Below are 25,903 nucleotides of genomic sequence, written 5' to 3' on the forward strand. Positions count from 1 at the left end.
TCAGCCTGCTGGGCTTTCACCCGCCGGTGGCGATGGTCAATACCTTGAACGGCGTCGTGATGATGACTTCGGCCGCGGAGCCGACGGCCTGTCCCAGGCCCTGGCCGATACTGTTGAGCTGAGCCGGGTCCTCGTCCGCGGCGAGGCCGGCCGGCGTGCGCAGCCGGTCGCCGAGCAATTGCACCAGGAACGGGTTGTCGGCGAATTTGGCGTGGTTGAGGCCGCCGTCGCCACCTTTGGTCTTCGTCAGGTCGACCACGGCCACGCCGTAGGAGGCGAGATCGGCGGCGTTGCCATAATCGCCGACGCGAGGCTTGTCGCCGGAAATGATCGAGGACAATTTGAGCGCCCGGTCGTCGCCCGAAAGCAGAACCGCGAACGGCTTGTCGGGCCTGCCATAGCGGATCATCTGCTTCTTGAACACGTCGACGTCGATATCAGGCGAGGCGAGGATGACATAACCCAGCTTGCCGCCGAGATCGCGGTCGCCGGTAATGGCGAGTTGGCGCAGCGCCTCCATCGTCAGCCAGGTACCCATCGAATGGGCGATGATGTCGATGCTCTTGACCCGCGTCTTGGCGAGCATCCTGAGCGTCGCCTCGAGATCGTCACGGGCGGCGGTGGAACTGTCCTTGTCGTAGATGTAGCCGGTCGTCTTGGCGCTTGAGGCCCAGGAGAACAGCACCGGCGTGCCCGGATATTTCGTGTCGTGGGCGATCTGCGTCAGCCGGTAGATGCCGTCGTCGAAACCATTGTTGAAGCCGTGCACGAAAACCAGCGCGCGGTCGCCGCGCATGGCGATGTCGGCGCCGACCGCCTTGGCGAATTGCGGCGCGCCTTCGTAGAAGGTGACGTCCTTGGCCGTGAAGTCCTTGGCCGGATTGCTGTTGGCGGACCCCTTGGCGCGCTCGATGCTGCCGACCTGATGGCTCTTCGGAACGGTGACGTCGACACGCGCGAAACTGGTGGTGAGCGAACGGTCGCCGTCGAAGACCTGTCGTGGGTCTTTCTCCGCTTTTTGGCGGGTCGTGGCGACGAATATTTCATGGGTGGCCGCAATATCGGACGCGGGCACGGCAACCGTCGTCTTGTTGAGCAGGTCATGCCTGTTTCCGGCGCAGCCGGCGACCAGCAGCGCGAACGCGACGACACCGAAACTCTTCAAGCGCAAGGTCACGCGCCGGCTCCCGAAACGGGGGACGTCAAACGCATGACGTCGCTCGATATTCCGATAAAGCCAGAGAAGGGCGCGGTCCAGTTCAAAGTGCACCGACAAGCTGGCAATGACGGGCAGGTACGGCGAAAACCGCGGCGCCGCATCTACTGTCCAAGCAGGCTGATGCGATCGGTCACGTCCCGGTCGCTTGCGAAGCCATCATCCTCGCGCAGCCGCTGGCCGATCATCTTCACCAGGGCCGGATTGTCGGCGAATTTCGTATGGTTGAAACTATCGCTGCCCTTGACCTTGGACAGGTCGACTACAGTCACGCCGTAGGAGGCAAGGTCCGCGGCATCCTTGTAGTCGCCCACGCGCGGCCGCGAACCGGCGATCAGGCCGGAGAGCCGCAGCGCGCGATCGTCGTCCGACAGCAGCAGGATGAACGGCTTGTCAGGCTTGCCATAGCGTCGCATCTGGCTCTTGAACACGTCGACGTCGATGTCGGGAGAGGCCAGCACCACGTCGCCGAGCTTGCCACCGAGGTCGCGGTCGCCGCTGATGGCCATCTGGCGCAGCGTTTCCATCGTCACCCAGGTTCCCATCGAATGGGCGACAATGTCGATGCGTCGCGCGCCGGACTGCTCCAGCATTCGCAACGTCACCTCGAGCTGGTCACGCGCGGCACTGGCGCTTTCCTTGTCGTAGACATAGTCGGTCGTCTTGGCGCCCGAGGCCCAGGAAAACAGCAGCGGGGTTCCCGGATAGCCGGAATCATGCACGATCTGGGTCAGGCGGTAGACGGCATCGTCGAAGCCGGTGTTGTAGCCGTGGACGAAGACCATGACGCGGCCGCCGCGCGCTGCGATGTCGGCGTTGAGCGCGCTTGAGAACTTCGGCTGCGTATCGTAGCCGACGACCTCGGAAGCCATGAAATACTTGGCCGGATCGTTCGACTTGCCACGCGAGCGCCGCTCGATCTGGCCGGTCTTGTGGAGCCCGGGTACAGTGACGTTGACGCGGGCGTAGTTCAGCGTGGCCGAGCGTTCGCCGTCGAAAACCTTGTTGGGATCGTCGGATTTCTTGCGGGTCGTGGCTATGAAGATCGACTGGTTGCCCGCGATTTCCGTCACCGGCGCGGACATGACCGCGCTGCCGAGCAGTTCCTCGGTTTTGCGGCCGCCGCAGCCCGCGACCAGCAAGGCAAGCGCTAGAATGCAAATCGTCTTCAAATGCACGTCAAAAATTCCATTGAAGCCCAATAAGGGCTCGTCCACCCTCCGCGATATCTCCCCAGCAGGCGAAGTGCGGCGGAAGTAAGTCGTGTCCAGCCAAAATGTGGTCAGCGTCCTGTCGCGGCCACCGCACTGTTGCGCGAAAGCCAAAGCGCGGCGGGAAGACACGCATTCCGCAGGAAGGCCAGCGCCCGCGTCGCCGGCCGGGTTCGTCTCGATGCGGCGAACATGAAAAAACGCCGCCAAGCGCTTGCACGCATTTCGTGAAAGGCCCCGAGGCAGCGCAGGCCCAACCGACCAATGGTCTTGCCGGGCCGGATGTGTAATAGGGTTGTTCTCCAACGCGCCTGCGGGCGATCCGGGATGAACTTGCCATGACCAGCTTTTCCGCGCGCGTCGCCACAGCCGCCTCCGCGATCCGCCAGATCTTTCCCGAGACGCCGCTGCAGGAAAATGACTATCTGTCCAGGAAGACCGGCGCGCGCATTCTGTTGAAGCGCGAGGATCTGAGCCCGGTGCGGTCCTACAAGATCCGAGGCGCCTTCAATTTCTTCCGCAAGACGCTCGGCGAAGGCAACCAGGCCGAGTTGTTCGTCTGTGCCTCGGCCGGCAATCACGCGCAGGGCTTTGCTTTCGTGTGCCGCCATTTCGGCAAGAAGGGCGTGGTGTTCATGCCGGTGACGACGCCGCAGCAGAAGATCGACAAGACCAAGCTGTTTGGCGGTGATTTCGTCGAGATCAGGCTGGTCGGCGACTTCTTCGACGACTGCTATCGCGCCGCCATTGAATTCACCGAAAGCTCCGGTGCCCACATGGTGCCGCCCTTCGACCACAAGGACATCATCGAGGGGCAGGCGACGGTCGCCTATGAGATCGCGGACCAGATGCCGGGTGCGCGCATGCCCGACATCGTCATGCTGCCGGTGGGCGGCGGCGGCCTCGCTGCCGGGGTGACGCACTATTTCGCCGATCAGGGCCGCGAGGCGCGTTTCGTCTTCTGCGAACCGGCCGGCGCGCCGAGCCTGCGCGAAAGCCTCGCGGCGAGAAAACGGCTGAAGCTCGCCAAGGTCGATAATTTCGTCGACGGCGCGGCGGTCGCCGAGATCGGCCGCGAACCCTTGCGATATCTCAAGGAGTTTGCCGCGGACGACGTTAGGCTGGTCCCGGAAAACCGGCTCTGCGCGACCATGATCGAGATGCTCAATGTCGAAGGCGTGGTCCTGGAACCGGCCGGCGCGCTGGCGATCGATGCGCTGAAGGATTTTTCCAGGAAGGAGATCAGGGGCAAGACCATCGTCTGCGTTGTTTCAGGCGGCAATTTCGATTTCGAGCGGCTGCCCGATGTCAAGGAACGGGCGCTGCGCTTCGAGGGGCTGAAGAAGTACTTCATCATCCGCTTTCCGCAGCGGCCGGGCGCGCTGCGTGACTTCCTCGAAATGCTGGGACCGGACGACGACATCGCGCGCTTCGAATATCTGAAGAAGTCGGCGCGCAATTTCGGCTCGGTGCTGATCGGCATCGAAAGCAAGGACCGGCGCAATTTCGATCTGCTCAAGGCGAATTTCGAGGCCGAGGGTGTCCAGTATCAGGACATCACCGAGAACGAGACATTGGCCGGATTCATCATATGAGCGGCAAAGTCTTCATCGCCCTGTTTTCCGGCATCAATGTCGGCGGCAACCGCATCGTCAAGATGGCGGAGTTGCGGGCCTTCTTCGAGGGGCTCGGCTTTTCCGATGTCGCCACCTATGTGCAGAGCGGCAACGCCGTCTTCCGGGCAGACAAGGGCGACGCGGCCGCGCTGACCAGAAGGATCGAGGCAGCCTTCGAGGCAAAATGGGGTTTCCATTCGCGGATCATGGTGCGTGATTTCGATTGGCTCGAACGGTTGGTGCGTGAAAACCCCTATCCGGAAGCGGCCGCCGACCACACGAAGCTCCACGCCTATGCGCTGGAGCGCGAGCCGACCACCGAAGAGGTGGCGCGGCTGGCGGAAAAATGCACCGGCCCGGAGCGTTTCGAAGTCAAGGGCGACGTGCTCTATCTCAGCGCGCCGGACGGGCTCGGCAAATCGGTCTTTGCCAACCTCATCCCGCGTGTTCTGAAGGTGCCGGGCACCGCGCGCAACTGGCGCTCGGTGCTGGCGCTGCTGGAGATGGCTGGTCAGGCCGGTAAGAGCTAGACCTGTCAAGCCGCCGGAGCGGGCTTCCAATCGAAGGACAGTTCCTCGCGGAAGGCGAAGCGCTTGATGTGATCGGCAACCACGCTTTCCAGCCGCTCCAGCGACCCGCCGTCATCCGTCGACACAGTGATGTGCAGTGCGCTTGCGTCGGCATTCATGACGGTGCGGCCCAGCGAAAGATCGATCTTGCCATGGGTCGGGTCGAACTCGACCGGAAATTTGTGCGCCCAGTGCTTGCACAGTTGCTGTAAATAGCGGCTGGCATGTTCGGTGGCGACGTCGGCACGGCTGGACGGCATAAAGGAATTCCTTTGAGTCTGGGCGCTGGCTGTCGGCTGGGCGCGATGACCGTCTAGATAGGTGCCTTTGTGCAAAACGGCAAAGGCGGCCGGATTCTACCCCGGCCGCCCCGCTTCAACATGATGTGATTGCTACCAGCTTCCGGTGTTCGCCATCGATGCCCAGGGTTCGGCCTTGGCCTTGGGCGCGCCCTTCTGCAGAAGCTCGATCGAGATGCCGTCCGGCGACCTGACAAAGGCCATGTTGCCGTCGCGCGGCGGCCGGTTGATGACGACGCCGTTGTCCATCAGCTTCTGGCAGGTGGCGTAGATGTCGTCGACCTCATAGGCGAGATGGCCGAAATTGCGTCCGCCCTTGTAGTCTTCGGGATCCCAATTGTAGGTGAGTTCGACCAGCGGCGCCTTTTCGTTGATGCCGCTCTGCTCGTCTTCGGAGGCCGCCAGGAAGATCAGCGTGAAGCGGCCCTGCTCGTTTTCGTAGCGGCGGACCTCTTTCAGCCCGAGCTTGTTGCAGTAGAAATCGAGTGAGGCATCGACATCGGCGACGCGGACCATGGTGTGCAGATAGCGCATGTGTTTTCCTCGATTTGTTGGGTTGCGGCGCAACATAGGATCGGCCCGGCCAAAGGGCAATCGTCCGGCCTCGGGCAATGCCGGCAAAGAACAAATCCGGTATTCCCGCAATGAACCGTGAAAAAAGGCACGTCAGGTCTTGCACACACCGGAAGCCGCGGTGTTAATCTGGTGTCAAGAATCAGTTGCGGTGTTTCTTGAAAAAAGGGGGCATTCTTATGGGGGAAAAGGCCTCTTTGACGGGGCGGGCCGGGACCCTTGCCGACGCCTTGACGCGCGACGAAGGCGGCGATGCCGACCTGGCCGAAATTGCCGGCGCCATCAAGTGGTTCGATGTGGCCAAGGGTTATGGCTTCATCCTTCCCGACGACGGTGTTTCGGGCGACATCCTCCTCCATGTGACATGTCTTCGACGGGACGGCTTCCAGACAGCCCTGGAAGGCGCGCGGGTGGTCTGTCTTGTGAAGCAGGGCGAGCGCGGGCTGCAGGCCTTCCGTGTACTATCCATGGATGTCACCACCGCGGTCCATCCCGCGGAAATGCAGGAACAGCGCACCCATGTCTCGGTGACGCCCGAGAGCGGGCTTGAACGTGCCTTGGTCAAATGGTTCAACCGCACCAAGGGGTTCGGCTTCCTGACGCGCGGCGAGGGCACCGAGGACATTTTTGTCCATATGGAGACCTTGCGCCGCTACGGCATCACCGAGCTCCGCCCGGGGCAAGTCGTGCTTGTCCGTTTCGGTCGCGGTGACAAAGGCCTTATGGCCGCCGAAATTCACCCCGATATGGGCACCTTGCCGGTCTCCCACTAGGGCGAGCCCGGCCGAGGATTTCAGATGACACACAGGAACGGGCTGACGGCGGGCGTGATGTGTGCCGTGGCCGCCGTCATCATAGCCGCGGCCGCTTTCTTCTATTTCCAAGTGCCTACCGCGGCCGACAGCAGGGCGATGATCCTCCCGGTCGACCCGGCGCCGCTTATTGTCGCCACGAAGGGCGGCGACCGGTCTTTCTCTATCGAAGTCGCCGACACCGATGCCGAACGCGAGGCTGGCCTGATGTACCGTCAGGACATGGCTAGCGATCACGGCATGTTGTTCGTCTTTCCGATCCAGCAGCAGGTCGGCTTCTGGATGAAAAACACGCCGATGCCACTCGACATGGTTTTCATTGGCCAGGACGGCAAGATCCGCGCGATCAAGCACGGTGAGCCTCAATCGGAGGCCGTTGTTTCACCCGGCGTGCCGGTCCGCTTCGTGCTTGAGCTCAAGGCGGGCACCGCAGCCGCCAATGGCATCGAATATGGTAACCTGCTGCACCATCCGGCCATCGGCACGGTCGGCGGTCCCGGGGTGCCGCCCACGGACAATGGCGATGCGCCAAACGGCGGCTGAGCGCAGGGATCATGCAGCCGATGCAGTTTTTCTCCCATGACGGGTTCGATCTTGCCTTCCTCGACCGCCAGCCGGCATCGGGGAAGGGCGATCCGGTGCTCATGATCCACGGCTTCGCATCCAGCCACTATGTCAACTGGGTGTCGCCAGGCTGGTTCAAGACGCTCAACGATGCCGGCTACCGCGCCATCGCCTTCGACAATCGCGGCCACGGCGCCTCGTCGAAGAGCTACGACGAGGCCGACTACACACCCGCCAAAATGGCTTCGGATGCAGCCGCCCTGCTCGATCATCTCGGCATCGAGCGGGCCCATGTCATGGGCTATTCGATGGGTGCGCGCATCGCCGCGTTCCTGGCACTGTCCGATCCCGACAAGGTGGCGACATTGGTCTTCGGCGGCCTCGGCATCGGCATGATCGACGGCGTCGGCGACTGGGATCCGATCGCCGCGGCTCTGCTGGCTGACGACCCGGCCACGACCACGCATCCGCGCGGCCGCTCTTTCCGCGCCTTCGCCGACCAGACCCGCAGCGACCGCCAGGCTCTGGCCGCCTGCATCGCCAAGTCACGCGAATTGCTCAGCGAGGACGACATCGCCCGCATCGCCCAGCCGACGCTGGTCGCGGTCGGCACGACAGATGACATTGGCGGCTCGCCCGACGAGCTCGCCGCCTTGATGCCTAACGCCAAGGCCTTCCACATCGAGGGCCGGGACCATATGCTGGCGGTCGGGGACAAGACCTTCAAGCAACGCGTGCTGGAGTTTTATGCGCAACATCCGCTTTAAGCGGGGGGCAAATGTGGGGGTGGTGGTGGCGCAATGGGGAAGGGCCGCCGACGCGTCGACCGCGATCGTGCAGGGAAAATTCGGCAAGCGCTCAGTGATCCTGGCGCTGTGCGCTTTCGCGGCGGGGCTGCTGGCCATCATCATCATGGTGGCGATGCCCGGCGATGCATCCCAACCGGTGCAGAACCTCGCCACGGGCTTTTTCATGGCTGTGTTTCTGCTGGCGGGGCCTCTGGCAAACCTGACCGGCTTCGTCTTCGGCATCATGGCGCTGGCGCGTTCGAACGACAGCCGCTCGCTCGGCGTGCTGGGGATCATCCTCAACGGGTTTTCGGTGGCCGTGGGGGTCGGCATCCTGGCGGCCATGGCCTCGACGATAGGCGCTTTCACCTGATCATTTTTCGTCGGTGGCGAGCGCCTCCAGCGACCGCGCCAGGTTCAGTTTCGCCTGCGGCTCGAAGCGCCGGCGAAATTCCTCGGTGTGGAAGATATGCGCTCGGCCGAGGAAGGCCTTCAGAACCTCGCCGCGGCCGGCGCGCCACATCGGCTCCTCCACCCAGTCATACTCGCGGCGAACCGCGTGTTCATAGGCGTCGAACGCGTCCGGAGCCGCACCCAGGATCGAAAGGTCCATGTCGAGGAACAGGCTGGCATCCCGCATCGCGGCGGCGTCTTCGAAGAGCGGCAACTGGTGCGTGGCGGTGGCGAGGATCATCGCACTGACGCGCTTGAGGCGCGCGGCATCGACGCGATCCGCCAGGAGCCTTTCGGCAAGGGCGGCGCTTTGCGCCTCATTGTCTTTGGCCCGGCTGTCGTAGATGGCATCGTGGAACCAGATCGCCGCCTCGACGGCGCCGGGGTCGCCGAGCTCCTCTCGATACTCGCCGGCAAGTGCAAGCATCGCCTCGATATGCGCAAGGCCGTGATAGTGACGGCTTTCGGCGCCATAGAGCGCCGAAAGCTCGGTTTTCAGGGCGTTGTCTATCAAGGGTTCGTTTTCCATGGCTGCTTGAATTCCTGCGAACCAAATCCATTTGAAACTGCACTAAGGAAAATTGAGTTCAATCGTGCTATGATCTGGCTTATATGTGCGGCCGGATACCAGCCAGACTAGCAGGACGCAGGACGAGACGTCGATGAACAGCATCAGCATTTCCCGCCACAGCGCGTTGCAGCCGGTCGATCCGATCTGGCGGTCGATCCGCGACGAAGCAATGGAGGCGGTCAACCGCGATCCGTTGCTGGCCGCGTTCCTCTATTCGACGATCCTCAACCAGGAGAGCCTGGAAGAAGCGGTCATCCACAGGATCGCGGAGCGGCTGGCGCACCAGGATATCGGCTCCGATCTTATCCGCCAGACCTTCAAATCGATGCTGGCCGACGACAAGGACTGGCCGACCACGGTGCGCGTCGACATCCAGGCCTATTTCGACCGCGACCCGGCTTGCGACCGTTTCATCATGCCGGTGCTCTATTTCAAGGGCTTTCATGCCATCCAGACCCATCGGCTGGCGCATTGGCTGTGGAACCACGGCCGCAAGGATTTCGCGCTCTATCTGCAGAGCCGTTCGTCCGCTGTGTTCCAGACCGACATCAATCCGGCAGCGCGCATCGGCAAGGGCATCTTCATCGATCACGCCACCGGCCTCGTGGTCGGCGAGACGGCGGTGATCGAGGACGACGTGTCGATCCTGCATGGCGTCACGTTGGGCGGCACCGGCAAGGCCGGCGGCGACCGCCACCCCAAGATCCGCCATGGCGTGCTGATCGGCGCGGGTGCCAAGATTCTCGGCAACATCGAAATCGGCCATTGCTCCAAGATAGCCGCCGGATCGGTGGTGCTGTCGCCCGTGCCGCACAACAAGACGGTAGCCGGCGTGCCGGCCCGCGTGGTTGGCGAAACCGGTTGCGACCAGCCCTCGCGCCAGATGGACCAGCTTCTGCCGTCGCAGAAGATGGACCACGTGATCAGTTTCGATATCTGATTTGCAATTGTCCGGCATGAGCGTGATTTGCCGGGCGGCGCTGCCGCTTCCGGTGCAATAAGGCCGGCTTGCCTTTACATCGCCATTGTCGACGTGCCAGAAGCGCCGTTCAAACGAGCAAGCCCGATGATCGGAGAAGACTGTTGAAGCCGGACGAAATCAGAAAGCTGGACGCCTATTTCAAGCGCGTCTTCCAGAACCCCAAGCTGGTGGTCAAGGCACGGCCGCGCAAGGAAGATTCGGCCGAGGTCTATGTCGGTGACGAGTTCCTCGGCATCGTCTTCAAGGATGAGGACGACGGCGATTACAATTTCTCGATGGCAATCCTCGACATCGACCTGGGCTGAGCCCACAAGCCTATGGCCGGCCGCGTCAAGCGCGGCCGGCCCTGCTTCCAGCCTATCAATTCCCGGTCTTGAGAATGCGCCTCGCCTCGGCCGTGATCGCGGCGTCGAGCGTCTGCCAGTCGCCGAGAAATTCCTTGGGAAAGCGATAGGTGAGGCTCAGGTCGTCCCCGACCTGGATGTCCCGCTCGCAAGGAGCCAGCGATTCGCCGGCGCTCGGCCCGCTCAGGCAGCGGGCCACGAAGGGGTCCTTGCCCACGCGCTTGCCCACGACCAGCACTTCGTTCAAGTAGCCCGATTTCTCATTGAACCCGTAGATCGTCGTACCGCCGGGTCCTGGAATGCCGGGCTGGACGATCAGTGCGCTGTAGATCGGCCCGAACCGGCCGCTCATGTCGCGCGACATCATCTGCTGCTCGAAGGACAGGAAGACGATGTTCCTGTTGGCCCCGGCGTGGTTGAAATCATCACGCGTTGCCGCGCTGTAGCCGTCCATCTGGGGATAGCGCAGATAAAGGTCGAGACGTGAGGCGATGCCGTCGCGCCGAGCTTGCTCGAAGCGGATGAAGTTGGCCGGCACGGTGATGATGTTTTTGCCGATCACCACCTCGCGAACGGTCGCATCGTCGGTATATCCGGCCATGGCAATGGAACGCCCGAACCATTTGCCGCCAAGGCTGATCGCTATCGACAGCAGGGCAAGCACTGCGAAGGCATAGAACACCCGCTTCATCAGCGCAGAATCGACCACGGTGAGTTCTGGCCCGTCGGCGATCGCTGCCTGCTTCATTTCAGTCCTCATCCCGCCGCCTTCCGCCATCCGGGGTGTCCCTCGGCGGCACACATCGCACGGCACGGCTCTTGCAGCCTTGCTGAAACGACTGTGCGATTTCATGGTAAACGGAGGGTTAATTTGGCCCAGGTGGAGCTCTTGGTGTTTGCTTTTGTCGTCGGGCTGACGGTGTGCGGGCTGACCGGCTCGACGATGGAGTTGATCTCGGGCCGCAGGGTCGCCTTCGCTGAACCCTATGTGTCGCCAGCGCATGTGCTGCGTTCACTGGCCGCCACAGCCGGCGCCGGGCCTTTCATGCTGGTCAATGAAGCGCTCGATGCGCGGCGCGAGGGCCGCATCTCGACAGTGGCGCTCCTGTCATGCGGCTGCACGGCCATTGCCTGGTCCCTGGCGCTCGGCATCGTCGTGCTCGCCATTGCTTCATGGGCGGTCCGTCTCCTAGGGTCTCCAGCCTGAGACGATTCGGAGACCGACAATGCCGCTTTATGCGATCGATGGAACGGAGCCCAGCTTCGCGGATGCCGATACAAACTGGATCGCTCCCGACGCCACGCTGATCGGCGATGTCAGGATCGGCCGCAATGCCGGCTTCTGGTTCGGCGTCGTCATCAGGGGCGACAACGAACCTATTGTCATTGGCGCCGACACCAACGTGCAGGAACATACCGTCATGCACACCGACCCCGGTTTTCCCTTGACCATCGGGCAGGGCTGCACGATCGGCCACCGCGCCATGCTGCACGGCTGCACGATCGGCGACAATAGCCTGATCGGCATGGGTGCCATCGTGCTCAACGGTGCGAAAATAGGCAGGAATTCACTGGTCGGCGCCGGCGCGCTGGTCACCGAAGGCAAGGAATTTCCCGACAATTCGTTGATCGTCGGCTCGCCCGCGAAGGCGATCCGGGCGCTGGACGATGCGGCGGTCGAACGGCTGCGCGGCTCGGCCGCGCATTACGTCGCCAATGCCAAGCGCTTCAAGGCCGGGCTGAAGAAGGTTTGAGCCTTTCAATTGGCTTCGGCGATGTCCTCGCATCGGGCCAGCGCCCAGCTCATGTCCGCATCGCTGCCTTCGAGTGCGGCGTCATAAAGCACCTCGATCCCGATCCGGAGCTGAAAGCAAACCAGCCGTTGCCGATGGTGAAGCCGGTCCGGCTGGCTACTCTCGAAGAAGTGGGCCTGCTGTTCCATGCAGTCGAGCCATGGGCGCCAGAAAAGGATGTTGGCGACGTCGTAGAGCGGGTCGCCGAGCAAGGCTTCCGACCAATCGATGACCCCGGTAATGCGGCCCGCATCGGCGAGAACATTGTTTGAGCCGAAGTCGCCATGCACCAGTTTACGTATCTCCGGGCAGTGCGCGACCAATTGGCCTGTCCGATCAAGAATGGCGCGGACGCGCCCCATGTCGACCTGTATGGCGGCCTTGCCCCAATCACGGCAATCCTCGTTGCCGGCAAGCAGAAAATCGCGCCAATTGCGGAACCTGCCAACGCCGGACGCATCGAAAGGCCCAAAGCCGCTGGTTCCGGCTGTGTCGGCGCCTGCGATCGCGTCCAGGATTTTCGATACCGGGTCCAGTATGGCGGGCAGGTCGGCGACGGCCATGTCCTCCAGGGTGATACCGGCCGCACGCCGCGAGACGCAGCACCAATGGTCGCCATCGCCAAGAGGATCGATTGTCACGATCGGCGGAATAGGCAAGTCGGCGCTCGCGAAGCGCTGGAACAGGAAACGGTCCTTTTCGAAGCCCGCCGATGAATGATTGATGCGTGCGATGTAGGGACTGCCTGCGTCGCCGAAACCAAAGGCCTGCGATTCCTCGCCTTCGGACATGCGCTGAAAGTCGGAAATGTCGGCAAAGCGACGTGCGAGATGCGCCAGGATCTGGGAGGGTGCGACAGCCGGTTTGGTCATAGCCGCGCTAGGTAGCCGTCCTTTTCGAGGGTTTCCAGGAAATCCGATGGCGGCCGGTAGCAAATGACATAGTGCCATCGCCAGAAATGGCGGAGCCGGCCCGGGGACGGGGCCGGCTCCTTTGACCCGGTCGTTGGGGACGGGGAGGGTGGGGACTCGACCGGGTTTCTCGTTGGGCGCGACGCCATCGTGCGGCGCGCCCGACTTCTTCGGCGTCCTTAGCGAACGCTGGCGACCGCGTCGGAACGGCCGTCGTTGATCATCACCCAAACGCCGGAATTCTCCGTCGATTGGCGCTTGAGATAGGTGTATTCGGTGTCTGTCCAGGACAGGACCTTGGTCTGCAGGTTGTCGAGGATGAACTCGCCAAGGCTGGTGCGAACCGTCAGCACGGCATGGCCGTCGCCATTCGGCTGCCGCGCCACCGTCATCAAGAGGTCGCCGGCCGGCACGCCCGCATCCATCAGCTCGCGGCGCTTTTCCAGCGCGTAGTCCTCGCAGTCGCCGAAGCCATTGTCCGGATACGCCCAGTATTCCTCGACACCGTAGTTTTCCATGTCGGTGCGCGGCTTGACGCGGGTGTTCACCGAATTGTTGATGTTGACGATCGTTGCCCAGAGTTTGCGGGTCAGATCGACCGGCGGTCCCTTGGGCGTCTTTTCGTTGCATTCGCCGGGAATGCGTTGGCAGAATTCGTAGTGGCCAACCGGCTGGGTGGTGCGGCCGCCGGTGTGCATATAGGCCGGTCCCGCGGCATATGCTGATCCCCAGGCGGAAAGCTGCATCGCCATTGCCATCAGCAACAGCTTGCCCCTCGTCTTTTTCATTATTCAGTCTCCCCGTTCGAAGGAGACATTGCCACAGCTGGATTTATTTGACGCAAAGGCGCGAAGTAGATATTAAGTAAAACGCCCGTAGAATAAACATAAAATTTGAATCATTTAAGTATTAAATTGTTTGGATTGTCGGATCGGCTGCCGGCAAACCGGTACCCGCGCCGGCCATTTCAGCCGATCGGCCCCGCTGGGTCGAGGGTAAATAAACCACCGTTGCTCGAAATCAAAAAACCGGCCGCGAGGGCCGGTTTTGCGGTTGCCTTGCGAACTTTCAGGCGCGCCGCGTGTTGAATTCGGAATCGAGCGTTTCGGGACGCTGGATGACGGCGAACTCGATGGCCACGCCATCTTCGAAGTGTCGCACGACCTGGCCACGCATGGTGCCCAGCATGACCTGGACGCCGATGGCGGGCTTGACGTCGATTTCGATGGCGGCGCCGGAGAGCGACAGATCAATGATCCGGCACTGATACTGGCGCCCGTCGGTGAGCTGCAGCACGCTGGTCGGATTGCGTGGCGCGACGCGCTCGTGGCGGCGGTCTTCGGGCAGGTCGAGCTCGTGCTTGTTGGCGAGCCAGGTCAACTGCGCCGCTAGCTTGTCCTTCTTGCGGTCGGACGCGATCACCGTCATGGCGAAGCCATCCTGGAGCGTGCGTGTCACCACGCCCTCGATGCGGCCGATATGATCGATATAGGCGATGACTTTTTCGCCGGGCATGCCGATGCGGTCGGTGCGAAGCGCGACATTGCCGGGCGACATGTCCACGACCTGGCACGGGTGCTCGGTGCGATCCTCCAGCATGAATCGTCCGTATATCTTGACCCGGACGCGCTGAAAGTTACGCCTTTCAGCTTGGGACGGCGCGTAGTCGACCGCCGCTGACCTCATGACTGCCTACACCCCGTTTGGCATTCCCGCGCGTGGATGCGAGGAACTTCAGCACAGAAGTACAACAAAGCGGGTTAACAAAGGGGAAAAACGAGCCCCCAAGATCGTGCGATCATCAACTATTCGTCACGCCCGCCGTCGAAGACGACGAGATGGCGGATGCGGCGCGCGCGGCCGAGCGCCGAGATCGTTTCGGGCGCCTCGATCTCGTCTGGAACGAGCGAGGGAACGTCCATCGCGGGACGGTTGTTCAAGAGCTCCTTTTCCGGGTCGATGACGCGGATGGAATCGATCAAGGCGTCCGTGATCGGATCCGCGCCCAGCCAGAATGGCTTCTCCGCGGCGCTGATCACGCCGAGACAGCGCGGATTTTCGATGCCGCCATCGAGCGGCAAGGCGAGGAGTTCGAAGCGGTTGGAGCGGCCGTTGCGGCTGAAGCCCTCGAAAATGATCAGCACGACGGATTTCTGATCGAAAACCCCATGGATCAGCCGCGAAACCAGCCGCTGATCCTTCTCGCGCCATAGCGAGGGGAAGGAGAACCCCTTGAGCTCGCGCCCGTAATAGGCGCAGAGCCTGGTGCCGGCCAGGCGAAATACGGGTTGCCCACGCGTGTCCTTTTCCAGGATGAACGTATCGGCCAGCAGCGACTTGATATCGGCTGGCTCGACTTCCGAACGTTTCGGAGCAGGGCGTCCGTCACGCAGGCGGTTCCAATACTGGAACAGCGTGATCGATCCGTTTTGGTTCATACTAAAAAGCTCCGCGCATTCTGTCGTCTGATGTCCCATCGGTGAACAGAAGGGCGCCCTCCGATGACCTACATGCGTTGCGGAGCAGGAAGCGTGCCAGCGTCGTTAACACTTGTTCACGGGTCGGGGCCGTTAAGGTTAACAACTGGTTTACGTTGCGCCCCGGCGAGCCGTGTGGCACACCAAAACCACTCCAGAAGCGGTCGTTTCGCGACGATCGGCAGCACTTCAGTCAAGAGTTTCAGGGGAGCAAGGGGCTCGACCGGCCGTCCAAGGGAAACCTTGGGCGGCTTCTTTTTTGATTCGCGTCGCCGATTCGCAGCGGGACGATTCGCCGTTTGCGGTTCCCTCGGCGGTGATCTAGATGCTCGCCAGGCCGAACCAACCCGGACCTGATTATCCCAGATCCAATTATCCCGGATCCAATTGTCATCGAGTGCGAGTGCAGATGAGCGAACCGCAAGATCCGTCCGAGCCCGAAGCGGCCGAGACCATGCCGCCCCCGGCGCGTGAGCCGGTGTTCAACCTGCCGCCGATCGTCCTGGCGGTGATCGGCATCTGCGCGGCCGTTTATCTGCTGCAGCAATATGTCCTGAGCGAAGAGCAGCAGATGACGCTGCTCTATGACGGCGCTTTCATTCCCGTGCTCTATACCGGCAAATACGGGTTCGACTGGTTTCTTCTCACACGGCCCTTCACCTATGCCTTCATGCATGGCGGGCTTGCCCATATCGCCATCAACATGGTCTGGCTCGCCGCCTTTGGCTCGCCGCTGGCCAATCGTCTCGGCGCGCTCCGCTTCGCAATGTTCTTTGCCGTCACCGGCCTGGCTTCGGTGGCGCTCTTCTGGGCGATGCATCCCTATGGAGAGGCGCCGCTGGTCGGCGCATCGGGCGCCATATCGGGCATGATGGGTGCTGCGGCGCGGTTCGGTTTCCGCACGGACCGTTCGGCCGGCAAGGCCGCATTCGCAGGCCCGGTGCTGCCGGTCAGGGTCGTGCTGCGCTCGCGCGGCGTCGTCATCTTCCTGGCGATGTGGATGATCATCAATCTCGCCACCGGCCTTCTCGGTTTCGTGCCGGGGATGGATGGCCAGATCGCCTGGGAGGCCCATATTGGCGGCTTTGTCGCGGGCTTCTTCGGCCTGCGCTGGTTCGACAGGGGATGGCAAGCGCCCGAATGGGAGACCTCCGAGCGCACTTGAAATGCAACCGATGACGGCGCACCATGTTCACTCTTATGTGAAGGCCGGTGAGGGCAGGAACCGGTTGGCAAAGTAGAGGAGGACGCCATGACGGTTAAGGCCATTCTCGAGCAAAAAGGCCATGACGTGTTGACGCTCGGGCCGAACGAAAAATTGAGCGAAGCCATCCGAATCCTCGCCGAACACAAGATCGGCGCGCTGGTCATCACCAATGGCGATCGCAAGATCGTAGGCATCCTGTCGGAGCGCGACATCGTTCGCGTGGTAGCCAGGGAAGGCGGTGCGGCGCTCGACATCGCGGTACGTTCGGCGATGACGCCGAAGGTGAAAATCTGCAACGAAAACCACACCGTCAACGAGGTGATGGAGATCATGACCAGGGGCCGCTTCCGCCATCTGCCGGTGGAAAAGGACGGCCTGCTGGACGGCATCGTGTCCATTGGCGACGTGGTCAAGCGCCGGATCGAGGACGTCGAGCGCGAGGCCGAGGAAATCCGGGCCTACATCGCCACCGCCTGAGCGGGGAAGGAACCGCCGGCCGGACGTTGGCCGGCGGCACCAGGGCTACCTGTTGTCGAGTTCGGAACGGACGAGTTCGAGCCCGCGCCGCGTGATGCGGTAGGGCCCGCCGCCCGACGACGAAACCGCCTTCTTGCGTTTCAGTTTTCGAAACAGGTCGAGATCGACGCCGGGATAATGCCAGCCATCTCGGGTCAGGCATTTGACGGAGGCGATCCGCTTTTTCTGGTTCTTTTCGATTTCAATGCGCCCGCCCTGTGCCAACAGGTGCAGGATGCGCTGTTCAGTGCGCGAAATATCCATGTGAAGAGTTTCCGGGAAAACAAAAAAATGCCGCCGCCGCGAAGCTTCGCGGCACGGGGTTTCAGGTTTTCTGCCCTGCCTCGCTACGAGGTCAGGGCCTTACCGGGACTGAGCGTAAGTGGACATCCACTCTCCATTGGGATGCGTCGCGTATAGTCGATGGCGCCTGAAAAGGCCAGCCCGCGGCTTTGCGCTTGTCTCTTTTGGCGGTTTGCACTAGCGAATGACTTTCACTTTAGACGTGAAAGTCACGTTCAAACGTGAGTTCACTCATCGTAATTCGCAGGCGACCATGACCCTCATAGATACCCGCACGCCCGACGCAAAACGCTTGATCTCCGGCGCCACCGGCGATTGGGAAATCATCATCGGCCTCGAAGTGCACGCGCAGGTCATATCGGAAGCCAAATTGTTTTCCGGCGCTGCGACCGCTTTCGGCGCGGCTCCCAACGCCAATGTCAGCCTCGTCGATGCGGCAATGCCGGGCATGCTGCCGGTCATCAACGAGGAATGCGTCAGGCAGGCAATCCGCACCGGCCTCGGGCTGAAGGCTGAGATCAACCACAAGTCCGTTTTCGACCGGAAGAATTATTTCTATCCCGATCTGCCGCAGGGTTATCAGATATCCCAGTTCAAGCAGCCGATCGTCGGCGAGGGTACGGTGATCGTCTCCGTCGGTCCCGACCGCCAGGGCGAGTTCGAGGACATCGAGGTCGGCATCGAGCGCCTGCACCTGGAACAGGATGCCGGCAAGTCGATCCACGACCAGCATCCGACCATGTCCTATGTCGATCTCAACCGTTCGGGCGTGGCGCTGATGGAGATCGTCTCCAAGCCCGACATACGCTCCGGCGACGAGGCCAAGGCCTATGTGACCAAGCTGCGCACCATCATGCGCTATCTCGGTACCTGCGATGGCAACATGGACGAAGGCTCGTTGCGCGCCGACGTCAATGTCTCGGTTCGTCGGCCAGGCGGCGCGTTCGGTACGCGCTGCGAGATCAAGAACATGAACTCGATCCGTTTCATCGGCCAGGCCATCGACTACGAGGCGCGCCGGCAGATCGCCATCCTGGAGGATGGCGGCAAGATCGACCAGGAAACGCGTCTGTTCGACGCGGTCAAGGGCGAGACGCGCTCGATGCGCTCCAAGGAAGAAGCGCACGACTACCGTTACTTCCCCGATCCCGATCTGCTGCCGCTGGAATTCGACCAGGCCTATGTCGACGCCCTGGCCAAGGAATTGCCGGAACTGCCTGACGACAAGAAGGTACGGTTGGTCTCCTCGCTGGGCCTCTCTACCTATGATGCCTCGATCCTGGTTTCGGAGAAGTCGATCGCTGACTATTTCGAGAAGGTGGCTGCCGGCCGCGATGGCAAGCTTGCCGCCAACTGGGTTATCAACGATCTGCTCGGCCAGTTGAACAAGGCCGGCAAGGAGATTGAAGATGCTCCGGTTTCGCCTGATCAGTTGGGTGCTGTCATCGACCTGATCAAGGACGGCACCATTTCCGGCAAGATCGCCAAGGACCTGTTCGAGATCGTCTGGAACGAGGGCGGCGACCCGCGTCAGTTGGTCGAAAGCCGTGGCATGAAGCAGGTCACCGACACCGGCGCCATCGAAAAGGCGGTCGACGAGGTGATCGCGGCCAACCCCGACAAGGTCGAGCAGGCACGCGCCAAGCCGACCATGGCCGGCTGGTTCGTCGGCCAGGTGATGAAGGCGACGGGCGGCAAGGCCAATCCACAGGCGGTCAACGATCTCGTCAAGGCCAAGCTCGGCATCGAGTAAGGCCATGTTCGTCCGCACCGCAGGGGAACGCGACCTTGATGCCATTCGGGCTGTGCTGGTCGAAACCTGGCATGCGACGTATGACGCCATATACGGCGCCGCCAAGGTCACCGAGATCACCGACGAATGGCATTCGATCGCCTCGCTGAAGGCGCGGCTGATCAAGCCGAACAGCGACTTCCTTGTTGCCGATGACGGCAAGCGCATTGGCGGCGTGGCTTTTGCCGAAAGCATCGACGGCGGCAAGACGGTCGTCCTGAGGCAGCTTTACGTGCTGCCCGGCCTGCAGGGGCGGGGCATCGGCGGCATGCTGCTCGATGAGATCATCGAAAGTTTTCCCGAGGCCCACGCCATTCGTCTGGAAGTGGAGGCGCAGAACACGCGCGCCGTCGCCTTCTACGAAGCCAACGGTTTTTTACGGTCCGGCGATGTAGGCGAACACGCCGGGGCGCTCGTCTACCTCCGGCCCCTTGCTGGCTGACCGTCGTCTTAAGGCAATCCGGATCACCTTCGCGCGAGCGGCGCGACGGAGAGCCTGTTTTCGTTTGACGGGTAGAAGGTCCCGCACCAAAGCTGCTTGAGCTGACCGAGCGAAAGCCGGATGGGCTGGCGCGCAAGGCGGCGAGGGGGAAACCATGCCAAGCTTGCCGGAACTGATGCCGACACAGGTGTCGGACGAAACCTTTGGTGGCGTTACTTATCACATAGCGGGCGAACTGGTGCCCGTGCTTTCCGTCGACGTGACGCGGATGCCAGTCTATTTCGAGCACCACATCCTGTTGTGGAAGAATTCCACGATAACCATCGGCCTGAAGTCGCTGAAGGGCGCTCTGAAGCGCATGATGGCGGGCATGCAGATCTTCGTCACCGAGGCGTCGGGGGCGGGCATCATCGCCTTCAGCCGCGACGGGCCGGGCCACATTGTGCCCATACACCTGCGGCGAGGCGAAGAAATCCAGGTGCGCGAGCACCAGTTTCTCGCCGCCACCGGCAATGTCGACTACACGTTCGAGCGGGTGCGCGGCCTGGCGACCATGCTGTTCGGCCAGAGCGGCTTCTTCATCGATCGGTTTCGCGGCGATACCGGCGACGGCATCGTCTGGCTACATGGCTATGGCAATGTCTTTGAAAAGACGCTGGTTGCGGGTGAAACCATAGACATCGAACCCGGCGGCTGGCTGTTCAAGGACGCCTCGGTCAGGATGGAAACCAAGATCGACCGGCTGTCGAGCGGCTTCTTCGGCGCCAACATGAATTTCATCGTCAACCGCTTCACCGGCCCGGGCCGGGTCGGCATTCAGTCGATGTATCTGCATATGCCCACCGAGGAGTAGACCCGGGGAGCCGCAAGCAAGAGGGAAGGCAAGGATCAGCGCGAGCGCAGCGGTGGCGACAATTCGCGTATCAACAGCTCGAGTTCGCGCTGGTCGCCCGTTCCCGTCTTGTCGAAGATCGTCGCCAGCTGCGATTTGATGGTGCCGTCGGAAACGCCGCTGGCGGTCGCGATCTCCTTGCGCGTCCTGCCGCAGGCGACATGGGCGGCGACACGCTTTTCCGCGGCAGTCAGGCCAAACAGCGCGGCGATCGCTTCCAGCGCCGGTGTTGGTGTCGCGCCGGCGGCGGCGATGAAGATGGCGGCAGCCGCGCGCTGCGACATGCGCGCCGAAATCTCGCGCCGGGCCAGCGGCATCACATGCGCCACCGCCGGAACGCCGACCTTGGCGAGCGGAATGTTGATGCCGGACGGACCAAGCCCGAACTCATCGCGCGTGCCGAGTTCGACCGCACAGCTGATCGCGGCATTGGCTTGCGGATAGGCAAACGACAACTGGCCACGCACGGACGAGACGGCCGAACTTTCGGTCAGCAGGGCTTCGGCCGCACCATTGGCGAAGATGATCTGCATGTCGTCGGAAACGATCATCACCGGATGGTCGAGGTTCTCGATGATCGAGCGAAAGATTTCGGCCTTGCGGCGTTCGGTCTCGAACAGGTCGCCGATGGTGACGGCACGCCGCACATGCGGCGCCAGCGCCGAAACCAGTTCGAGATCGCCTGCCGATATCTGCCGCCTGTCTTTGTCGGTCACCACCATCAGCGTGCCGATTCGGGTTGGCCGCTTCATCAGCGCCACCCAGAAGAAATCGTCCAGCCGGTTGGGTTCGACCCATTCACGAACGATCCGGCTCTCGATCCATGTCTGCCGGGCATTGGGCCCCTGCAGCGCATAGATGGCATCGACCGTGAACGGCATGTCGATATCCATCTTTGGGACGGCGGCGAAGAAGGGAACCTCCGAACCATAATCTCTCTCCAGCGGCTCCAGGATCGCCGGGTCGCCGCAGGAAACCGAAAACCGTGCGCAATTGGCAGCGGTATCGACGACCGCCAGCATGGCAAGCTGGCCGAGCGCCAGCCGGCGTATGGCATCGAGCGTCGACTGCCAGCGGCCGATATCGGCAACCGAATCATAGATGGCTTCGACGACCTGCGGCAGAGCGCGGTCGATCGTGTTCGCCAATGCAGACATGGGCCCTCTCGTGCCGCCTGGAGGTGGCGCAGTGCCGGGTTCCACGAAAACGATGCGCCAGTCTGCACGGTATGGCGGGCGTGTAACCTGACAATGCCGCATCAGCGGTCGATTGTTACAAGGCTCAGGATAATGCCTGGATTGTCATCGTGATACGCCGGACGCGCTGATGGCACGTCGCGAATTTGGCTGGCCTGCAGGCCACTTCGCTTAGACGGCAGGAACTTCCAGATTGTCGATCAGCCTGGTTTTTCCCAGCCAGGCGGCCGCCAGAATGCGGCCCACGCGGTCCTGTCGCCATGGCGCGAGCGTCAGGCTTTCGCGGGCTTCGACATAATCGACCTTGTGGAAGCCGGCGGCAGTCAGCGCGCGGATCGCTTCGGCGATCGTCTGCTGTTGGTTGGCGCCTGCCGCCAGCGCCGCTGCCGCCTCGCGCAGGATAAGATTGAGCTGGCGGGCGATCTCGAGTTCGGCTTCATCGAGATAGGCATTGCGTGACGACATGGCGAGGCCATGCGCGTCGCGTATGGTCGGTGCGCCGATGATCTCGACCGGCATGTCGAGGTCGCGGCACAACTGCCTCACGACGCAAAGCTGCTGGTAGTCTTTTTCACCAAAGATGGCCAGGTCGGGGGCAGCCTGCAGGAGAAGCTTGGCGACCACGGTGGCGACGCCGTCGAAAAAGGTTGGGCGAAAGGCCGTTTCGAGCCCGGCCGACGGGCCGCCCACCGAGATTTTCGTGGCAAAACCGGCGGCGTACATCTCGCTGACATCAGGCGTGAAGGCCAGGTCGGCCTGGGCCTCCGCCAGCATATCGAGGTCGCGCTCCAACTGGCGCGGGTATTTGTCGAGATCCTCGCTCGGCGCGAATTGCGTCGGATTGACGAAGATCGACACCACGCAGCGATCGGCTCTTTCGAGCGCGATCTTGACCAGCGAAAGATGCCCGTCATGCAACGCGCCCATGGTCGGCACCATGGCGATGCGCAGGCCATCGCGCCGCCAGTCGCGGATCCGCGCGCGAAGTGCCACAACGCTGTCGACGACGTCGGGTCGGCTCATGCTTCATCCCCGCCATCTGCTTTCGAAAAGACATGGGCACGGCCGGGGAATTCGCGGCTCCTGACCTCCGATGCGTAGCGCTCGGCCGCATGCGCGATCACGCTGCGCAGATCGGCATACTCCTTGACGAATTTCGGCACGCGGTCGACGGTCAGCCCGACCATGTCGTCGATGACCAGGATCTGGCCGTCGCAATCGCCGCTGGCGCCGATGCCGATGGTTGGAATGGCGATGCGGCGCGTGATGTCGGCGGCGACCGTCTCGATCGTGCCTTCGACGACCAGCGAAAACGCACCGGCCGTCTCGACGGCGAGCGCGTCGGCGATGAGGGCCGCGACATTCTCGTCCGTGCGGCCCTTGATCTTGTAGCCGCCATCCTTTTCCACCGATTGCGGCTGCAGGCCGATATGGCCCATGACCGGGATATCGGCTGCGACGATCGCCGCGATCTGGCCGGCCATATCGACGCCTCCCTCGAGTTTCACCGCCTGGCAGCCGGTCTCGCCAAAGATGCGCCGCGCCGAGGCCACGGCTTGTGCCGGCGAATCCTCATAGCTGCCGGCCGGCATGTCTACGACGACGCAGGCCCTGGCCGCCCCCCGCATCACGGCCTGCCCGTGCGCGATCATCATCTCCAGCGAGGCGCCCAGCGTCGTCTCATGGCCATGCAGGACCATGGCGACGCTGTCGCCGACCAGGAGCAGGTCGACATGGGGATCGAGCAGGCGCGCGATCGGGTAGGTGTAGGCGGTAAGGCAGACGATCGGCGTGGCGCCCTTGCGACGGCGGATCAGCTCGGTGCCGATACGAATGTCGGTGGTCGGCAATTGCGTGGCCAATCGTCGCCTCCTTCAGCCTCTGCGCGGAACGGATTTCCGCGTCGGCGCGCAGAGGTTTAGAAAGAGCAGAAGGGCTTGGCAAGCGCGCATCCGGCCACCCCAAGGGATCACGGGCATGTGTTGGGTTCCCCGGCGCGCCATTTGCGCGCTCCCGTGGCAAAAGCCTTGCCTTCCCGAAGGCCTGACGCCATAAGCAGGAAACGGGCGCCGACAGCGCGAGGGTTCTGAGATGAAGACTTTCCTGACTCAGTTTTTCACCTGGTGGAACAGCCAGACACTGGGAACGCGCCTGCACACCTGGCGGTACGGTAAGAAGGTCGGCCAGGACGAGGCCGGCAATGTCTACTACGAAGGTGGCATCGATTCGGAAGGCCGTACGCGCCGCTGGGTCATCTATCGCAACTATTCCGAAGCTTCGGCCATTCCCCCGGGCTGGCATGGCTGGATTCATCATCGTGTCGATGTCGCTCCTCCCGGCGACGACTACCGGCCGCGCGACTGGCAGAAGCCGCATCAACCCAATCTGACCGGCACGCCTGCGGCCTATCGCCCGAAAGGCTCGGTGCTGACCAACCAACATCGCCCACAGGTCACCGGCGATTACGACGCCTGGACGCCGGGGTCGTAACGGCGCGGCTTGTAACGGTAAGGTGCAGGCCGGTCCTTTATCGCCACAATTGGTGTTTAGCTGCTTGCTGATCAGAAAACGGCGACTAGCCTTGGCGATCGACGGAATCACCTGGGCGCGAACCACCGGTACCCCTGCATGAGCTTTTTCAACCTGATTTCGACGGGCGGCCTGACGCTAGCCGCCAGCCTCGCCGTCGGCACCGCCGCCTTTGCGGCGTCACCCGCGCCCGCACCCGCCGCACCGGCTCCGGCAGCGCCCGCGGGATCGGATCGCATTACCAATCCGGTCGCCGAGTTCGCCGGCATCGACAAGATCACCGGCCGCATCATCACCTTCGATGTCTATATCGACGAGACGGTGCAGTTCGGCGCCCTGCAGGTGACGCCACGCGTCTGCTATTCCCGGCCGGAGAACGAAGAGCCCAAGACCGATTCCTTCGTCGAGGTCGACGAGATCACGCTCGATCGCAAGATCCGTCGCATCTTCACCGGCTGGATGTTTGCCGAAAGCCCCGGTCTCAATGCCGTCGAGCACGCCGTCTATGACGTCTGGCTGAAGGCGTGCAAGCAGAAGTCCGACGTGCCGGCCCCCGACGCCCCCAAGGCTGACGGGACAAAGGCCGACGCCTCGAAGCCAGCCGCGGCCAAGCCCGCCTCGGCCAAGCCGAAGCCGCAGGCCACCCCTGACGTGGCGGAGCCCGACGCCGCCGCCGAGCCGGATACGACGAACACCAACTGATCCCTTGGAACCGCCATGGCCGGCGCGCGTTGGATCATCTCCACGCGCTCGAAGGATATGCCAATGTCGGACAGCAAGCGGATCATGGCCAACAAGGCCGAGTTGATGGAACTCGAAAAGGGGTTCTGGACGGGCGACAGCGCCTACTATGCCGCCAACGTCGACGTCGAATGCCTGGTGGCGTTTCCGCAGATGGCCAAGGCGATGGACAATGCCGATCTTGCCAAGACCGCGGCCAAGCCCAATCGCTGGCGCGACCTCGATATCCAGCTCAAGGGGATAATCGAACCGGGCAGCGATATCGTCATGCTGACCTACGAGGCGCGCGCGACGCGCGAGAATGGCGAGCCCTACGCGGCTTTGGTCAGCACCGGCTATGTCCATCGGGTCAATGGCTGGAAGATGATGTTCCATGCGCAGACGCCGATCGAGGCCAACACCAAATAGGGGTCTGATCTCTACGGAAAAAAGATCGCTTCGCCTTTCAGCGCATCGGCCAGCATCTTCTCATACTTGCCGCGCGGCACGTCGACCGCGCCGAAGCGTTTCAGATGCTCGGTGGTGAACTGGGTGTCGAGCAGCGCGAAGCCGCGCCCCTTGAGGCGCTCGACCAGATGCACCAGGCAGATCTTCGATGCATCCGTCTCCTTGGAGAACATGCTCTCGCCGAAGAACACCCGGCCGAGCGAGACGCCGTAGAGGCCGCCGACCAGCCGCTCCTCGCGCCACGCCTCGACCGAGTGGCAATGGCCCATGCGATGCAGTTGGATGTACGCCTCGCGGATCGGCGCATTGATCCAGGTCGAGCGGCGCTCTTCGCGCCTTTCGGCACAACCGTCGATCGTCGCCTCGAAGTCGAAGTCGAAACGAATATCGAACGGGTGCCTGCGGATTGCCTTGCTCAGGCTTCTGGGCGTGTGAAAGCCGTCGAGCGGGATGATGCCGCGCGTCTCCGGCCTTACCCAGAACACTTCCGGGTCGCCAGCACTTTCGGCCATCGGAAAGACGCCCGAGGCGTATGCCTTGAGCAAGAGGTCTGTAGGGATGCGATAGCCTGGCGCGTAGGGACGGGTCATCGCGGTCCCGCGCTAAGGCGTATCGATCAGGTTATGCCGGCCTGCAAACGTCGATTTACCGCGCTTCCG

33 protein-coding genes are annotated in these 25,903 nt (G+C 62.4%); 18 read left to right on the forward strand and 15 right to left on the reverse strand.

Annotation, left to right across the window (positions count from 1 at the left end; all coding sequences use genetic code 11):
- Positions 1-16 precede the first annotated feature (16 nt).
- Positions 17-1,177: an alpha/beta hydrolase gene (locus FJ967_RS01955; RefSeq protein WP_140730027.1), complete on the reverse strand. Its 1,161-nt coding sequence runs from the start codon at positions 1,175-1,177 to the stop codon at positions 17-19.
- Between the two features lie 143 nt (positions 1,178-1,320).
- Positions 1,321-2,394, reverse strand: coding sequence for an alpha/beta hydrolase (locus FJ967_RS01960; RefSeq protein ID WP_140730028.1), 1,074 nt, complete (start codon positions 2,392-2,394; stop codon positions 1,321-1,323).
- Positions 2,395-2,765: 371 nt separating this feature from the next.
- On the opposite strand from FJ967_RS01960, the gene ilvA reads away from it, so the two are divergent.
- Together ilvA and FJ967_RS01970 are read left to right on the forward strand one after the other, a co-directional pair.
- Positions 2,766-4,022: a threonine ammonia-lyase IlvA gene (gene ilvA / locus FJ967_RS01965; protein ID WP_140730029.1), complete on the forward strand. Its 1,257-nt coding sequence runs from the start codon at positions 2,766-2,768 to the stop codon at positions 4,020-4,022.
- Positions 4,019-4,573 (forward strand): DUF1697 domain-containing protein, encoded by a 555-nt coding sequence (locus FJ967_RS01970; RefSeq protein ID WP_140730030.1) that lies wholly within the window; start codon positions 4,019-4,021, stop codon positions 4,571-4,573. Before ilvA ends, FJ967_RS01970 begins: the two co-directional genes overlap by 4 nt.
- 5 nt (positions 4,574-4,578) lie before the next feature.
- On the opposite strand, the gene FJ967_RS01975 is transcribed toward FJ967_RS01970, so the two are convergent.
- Together FJ967_RS01975 and FJ967_RS01980 are read right to left on the reverse strand one after the other, a co-directional pair.
- Positions 4,579-4,872 carry a DUF2218 domain-containing protein gene (locus FJ967_RS01975; RefSeq protein ID WP_140730031.1) on the reverse strand — a complete coding sequence of 98 codons (294 nt, stop codon included), beginning with the start codon at positions 4,870-4,872 and terminating at the stop codon, positions 4,579-4,581.
- Positions 4,873-5,004: 132 nt separating this feature from the next.
- Positions 5,005-5,445 (reverse strand): VOC family protein, encoded by a 441-nt coding sequence (locus tag FJ967_RS01980; protein WP_140730032.1) that lies wholly within the window; start codon positions 5,443-5,445, stop codon positions 5,005-5,007.
- Positions 5,446-5,663: 218 nt separating this feature from the next.
- Here FJ967_RS01980 and FJ967_RS01985 point away from each other — a divergent pair, with 218 nt between their 5' ends.
- The 4 genes from FJ967_RS01985 to FJ967_RS02000 are packed head-to-tail and all read left to right on the forward strand — an operon-like array spanning position 5,664 to position 8,021.
- The gene (locus FJ967_RS01985) at positions 5,664-6,257 is read left to right on the forward strand and encodes a cold-shock protein (RefSeq protein WP_140710911.1); all 594 of its coding nucleotides are present in this window, start codon (positions 5,664-5,666) and stop codon (positions 6,255-6,257) included.
- A gap of 24 nt (positions 6,258-6,281) precedes the next feature.
- Positions 6,282-6,839: a DUF192 domain-containing protein gene (locus FJ967_RS01990; protein WP_140730033.1), complete on the forward strand. Its 558-nt coding sequence runs from the start codon at positions 6,282-6,284 to the stop codon at positions 6,837-6,839.
- A gap of 20 nt (positions 6,840-6,859) precedes the next feature.
- Positions 6,860-7,627: an alpha/beta hydrolase gene (locus FJ967_RS01995; RefSeq protein WP_140730034.1), complete on the forward strand. Its 768-nt coding sequence runs from the start codon at positions 6,860-6,862 to the stop codon at positions 7,625-7,627.
- Complete coding sequence (locus FJ967_RS02000) at positions 7,608-8,021, forward strand: hypothetical protein (protein WP_140730035.1); 414 nt, start codon at positions 7,608-7,610, stop codon at positions 8,019-8,021. The genes FJ967_RS01995 and FJ967_RS02000 overlap by 20 nt, the downstream gene beginning before the upstream one ends.
- Here FJ967_RS02000 and FJ967_RS02005 read toward each other — a convergent pair whose 3' ends face one another.
- Complete coding sequence (locus FJ967_RS02005; protein ID WP_140730036.1) at positions 8,022-8,630, reverse strand: hypothetical protein; 609 nt, start codon at positions 8,628-8,630, stop codon at positions 8,022-8,024.
- Between the two features lie 133 nt (positions 8,631-8,763).
- Here FJ967_RS02005 and cysE point away from each other — a divergent pair, with 133 nt between their 5' ends.
- Both cysE and FJ967_RS02015 read left to right on the forward strand, forming a co-directional pair.
- The gene (cysE, locus tag FJ967_RS02010; RefSeq protein ID WP_140730037.1) at positions 8,764-9,612 is read left to right on the forward strand and encodes a serine O-acetyltransferase; all 849 of its coding nucleotides are present in this window, start codon (positions 8,764-8,766) and stop codon (positions 9,610-9,612) included.
- Positions 9,613-9,755: 143 nt separating this feature from the next.
- A complete protein-coding gene (locus FJ967_RS02015) occupies positions 9,756-9,959 on the forward strand; it encodes a DUF3126 family protein (RefSeq protein ID WP_127280040.1) in 204 nt (67 codons plus the stop codon).
- 55 nt (positions 9,960-10,014) lie between these two features.
- Here FJ967_RS02015 and FJ967_RS02020 read toward each other — a convergent pair whose 3' ends face one another.
- Positions 10,015-10,746: a hypothetical protein gene (locus FJ967_RS02020; RefSeq protein WP_140730038.1), complete on the reverse strand. Its 732-nt coding sequence runs from the start codon at positions 10,744-10,746 to the stop codon at positions 10,015-10,017.
- Positions 10,747-10,869: 123 nt separating this feature from the next.
- Between FJ967_RS02020 and FJ967_RS02025 the strand changes: the two genes are divergently transcribed.
- Both FJ967_RS02025 and FJ967_RS02030 read left to right on the forward strand, forming a co-directional pair.
- Positions 10,870-11,205: a hypothetical protein gene (locus tag FJ967_RS02025; protein WP_140730039.1), complete on the forward strand. Its 336-nt coding sequence runs from the start codon at positions 10,870-10,872 to the stop codon at positions 11,203-11,205.
- A 19-nt stretch (positions 11,206-11,224) separates the two neighbouring features.
- Positions 11,225-11,752, forward strand: a complete 528-nt coding sequence (locus tag FJ967_RS02030) for a gamma carbonic anhydrase family protein (protein WP_140730040.1) — start codon at positions 11,225-11,227, stop codon at positions 11,750-11,752.
- A 5-nt stretch (positions 11,753-11,757) separates the two neighbouring features.
- On the opposite strand, the gene FJ967_RS02035 is transcribed toward FJ967_RS02030, so the two are convergent.
- The 4 genes from FJ967_RS02035 to FJ967_RS02050 all read right to left on the reverse strand — a co-directional run bounded on the left by FJ967_RS02035 (position 11,758) and on the right by FJ967_RS02050 (position 15,140).
- Entirely contained in the window at positions 11,758-12,582 is an 825-nt protein-coding gene (locus tag FJ967_RS02035) for a phosphotransferase (protein WP_181175638.1), read from the reverse strand.
- Positions 12,583-12,881: 299 nt separating this feature from the next.
- Positions 12,882-13,490 carry a transglutaminase-like cysteine peptidase gene (locus FJ967_RS02040; protein ID WP_140730042.1) on the reverse strand — a complete coding sequence of 203 codons (609 nt, stop codon included), beginning with the start codon at positions 13,488-13,490 and terminating at the stop codon, positions 12,882-12,884.
- Between the two features lie 280 nt (positions 13,491-13,770).
- Complete coding sequence (locus FJ967_RS02045) at positions 13,771-14,388, reverse strand: PilZ domain-containing protein (protein WP_140730043.1); 618 nt, start codon at positions 14,386-14,388, stop codon at positions 13,771-13,773.
- A gap of 119 nt (positions 14,389-14,507) precedes the next feature.
- A complete protein-coding gene (locus FJ967_RS02050) occupies positions 14,508-15,140 on the reverse strand; it encodes a PAS domain-containing protein (RefSeq protein ID WP_140730044.1) in 633 nt (210 codons plus the stop codon).
- 448 nt (positions 15,141-15,588) lie between these two features.
- On the opposite strand from FJ967_RS02050, the gene FJ967_RS02055 reads away from it, so the two are divergent.
- Together FJ967_RS02055 and FJ967_RS02060 are read left to right on the forward strand one after the other, a co-directional pair.
- Positions 15,589-16,344: a rhomboid family intramembrane serine protease gene (locus tag FJ967_RS02055; protein WP_140730045.1), complete on the forward strand. Its 756-nt coding sequence runs from the start codon at positions 15,589-15,591 to the stop codon at positions 16,342-16,344.
- Positions 16,345-16,431: 87 nt separating this feature from the next.
- A complete protein-coding gene (locus FJ967_RS02060) occupies positions 16,432-16,863 on the forward strand; it encodes a CBS domain-containing protein (RefSeq protein ID WP_140730046.1) in 432 nt (143 codons plus the stop codon).
- A 45-nt stretch (positions 16,864-16,908) separates the two neighbouring features.
- Here FJ967_RS02060 and FJ967_RS02065 read toward each other — a convergent pair whose 3' ends face one another.
- Positions 16,909-17,166 carry a YjhX family toxin gene (locus FJ967_RS02065; RefSeq protein WP_013895772.1) on the reverse strand — a complete coding sequence of 86 codons (258 nt, stop codon included), beginning with the start codon at positions 17,164-17,166 and terminating at the stop codon, positions 16,909-16,911.
- A 292-nt stretch (positions 17,167-17,458) separates the two neighbouring features.
- Here FJ967_RS02065 and gatB point away from each other — a divergent pair, with 292 nt between their 5' ends.
- The 3 genes from gatB to FJ967_RS02085 all read left to right on the forward strand — a co-directional run bounded on the left by gatB (position 17,459) and on the right by FJ967_RS02085 (position 20,292).
- Positions 17,459-18,958, forward strand: a complete 1,500-nt coding sequence (gene gatB, locus FJ967_RS02075; protein WP_140730047.1) for an Asp-tRNA(Asn)/Glu-tRNA(Gln) amidotransferase subunit GatB — start codon at positions 17,459-17,461, stop codon at positions 18,956-18,958.
- A 4-nt stretch (positions 18,959-18,962) separates the two neighbouring features.
- Positions 18,963-19,439 carry a GNAT family N-acetyltransferase gene (locus FJ967_RS02080; protein WP_140730048.1) on the forward strand — a complete coding sequence of 159 codons (477 nt, stop codon included), beginning with the start codon at positions 18,963-18,965 and terminating at the stop codon, positions 19,437-19,439.
- A 154-nt stretch (positions 19,440-19,593) separates the two neighbouring features.
- Positions 19,594-20,292, forward strand: a complete 699-nt coding sequence (locus tag FJ967_RS02085; RefSeq protein WP_140730049.1) for an AIM24 family protein — start codon at positions 19,594-19,596, stop codon at positions 20,290-20,292.
- A 35-nt stretch (positions 20,293-20,327) separates the two neighbouring features.
- Here FJ967_RS02085 and FJ967_RS02090 read toward each other — a convergent pair whose 3' ends face one another.
- The 3 genes from FJ967_RS02090 to panB all read right to left on the reverse strand — a co-directional run bounded on the left by FJ967_RS02090 (position 20,328) and on the right by panB (position 23,389).
- The gene (locus tag FJ967_RS02090) at positions 20,328-21,488 is read right to left on the reverse strand and encodes a PAS domain-containing protein (RefSeq protein ID WP_140730050.1); all 1,161 of its coding nucleotides are present in this window, start codon (positions 21,486-21,488) and stop codon (positions 20,328-20,330) included.
- Between the two features lie 210 nt (positions 21,489-21,698).
- The gene (panC, locus tag FJ967_RS02095) at positions 21,699-22,550 is read right to left on the reverse strand and encodes a pantoate--beta-alanine ligase (protein WP_140730051.1); all 852 of its coding nucleotides are present in this window, start codon (positions 22,548-22,550) and stop codon (positions 21,699-21,701) included.
- Entirely contained in the window at positions 22,547-23,389 is an 843-nt protein-coding gene (gene panB / locus FJ967_RS02100; protein ID WP_140730052.1) for a 3-methyl-2-oxobutanoate hydroxymethyltransferase, read from the reverse strand. The genes panC and panB overlap by 4 nt, the downstream gene beginning before the upstream one ends.
- A 229-nt stretch (positions 23,390-23,618) precedes the next feature.
- Here panB and FJ967_RS02105 point away from each other — a divergent pair, with 229 nt between their 5' ends.
- The 3 genes from FJ967_RS02105 (at position 23,619) to FJ967_RS02115 (ending at position 25,205) form a co-directional block, all read left to right on the forward strand.
- The gene (locus tag FJ967_RS02105) at positions 23,619-24,017 is read left to right on the forward strand and encodes an NADH:ubiquinone oxidoreductase subunit NDUFA12 (RefSeq protein ID WP_140730053.1); all 399 of its coding nucleotides are present in this window, start codon (positions 23,619-23,621) and stop codon (positions 24,015-24,017) included.
- Positions 24,018-24,155: 138 nt separating this feature from the next.
- Positions 24,156-24,758 carry a DUF2155 domain-containing protein gene (locus FJ967_RS02110; protein WP_140730054.1) on the forward strand — a complete coding sequence of 201 codons (603 nt, stop codon included), beginning with the start codon at positions 24,156-24,158 and terminating at the stop codon, positions 24,756-24,758.
- Between the two features lie 63 nt (positions 24,759-24,821).
- On the forward strand, positions 24,822-25,205 hold the full coding sequence (locus FJ967_RS02115) for a hypothetical protein (RefSeq protein WP_140730055.1): 384 nt from the start codon (positions 24,822-24,824) through the stop codon (positions 25,203-25,205).
- A gap of 11 nt (positions 25,206-25,216) precedes the next feature.
- Here FJ967_RS02115 and aat read toward each other — a convergent pair whose 3' ends face one another.
- Positions 25,217-25,834 (reverse strand): leucyl/phenylalanyl-tRNA--protein transferase, encoded by a 618-nt coding sequence (aat, locus tag FJ967_RS02120; RefSeq protein ID WP_140730056.1) that lies wholly within the window; start codon positions 25,832-25,834, stop codon positions 25,217-25,219.
- Between the last annotated feature and the right edge of the window lie 69 nt (positions 25,835-25,903).

Source organism: Mesorhizobium sp. B2-3-4 (genome assembly GCF_006442315.1).
Lineage (GTDB): Bacteria > Pseudomonadota > Alphaproteobacteria > Rhizobiales > Rhizobiaceae > Mesorhizobium.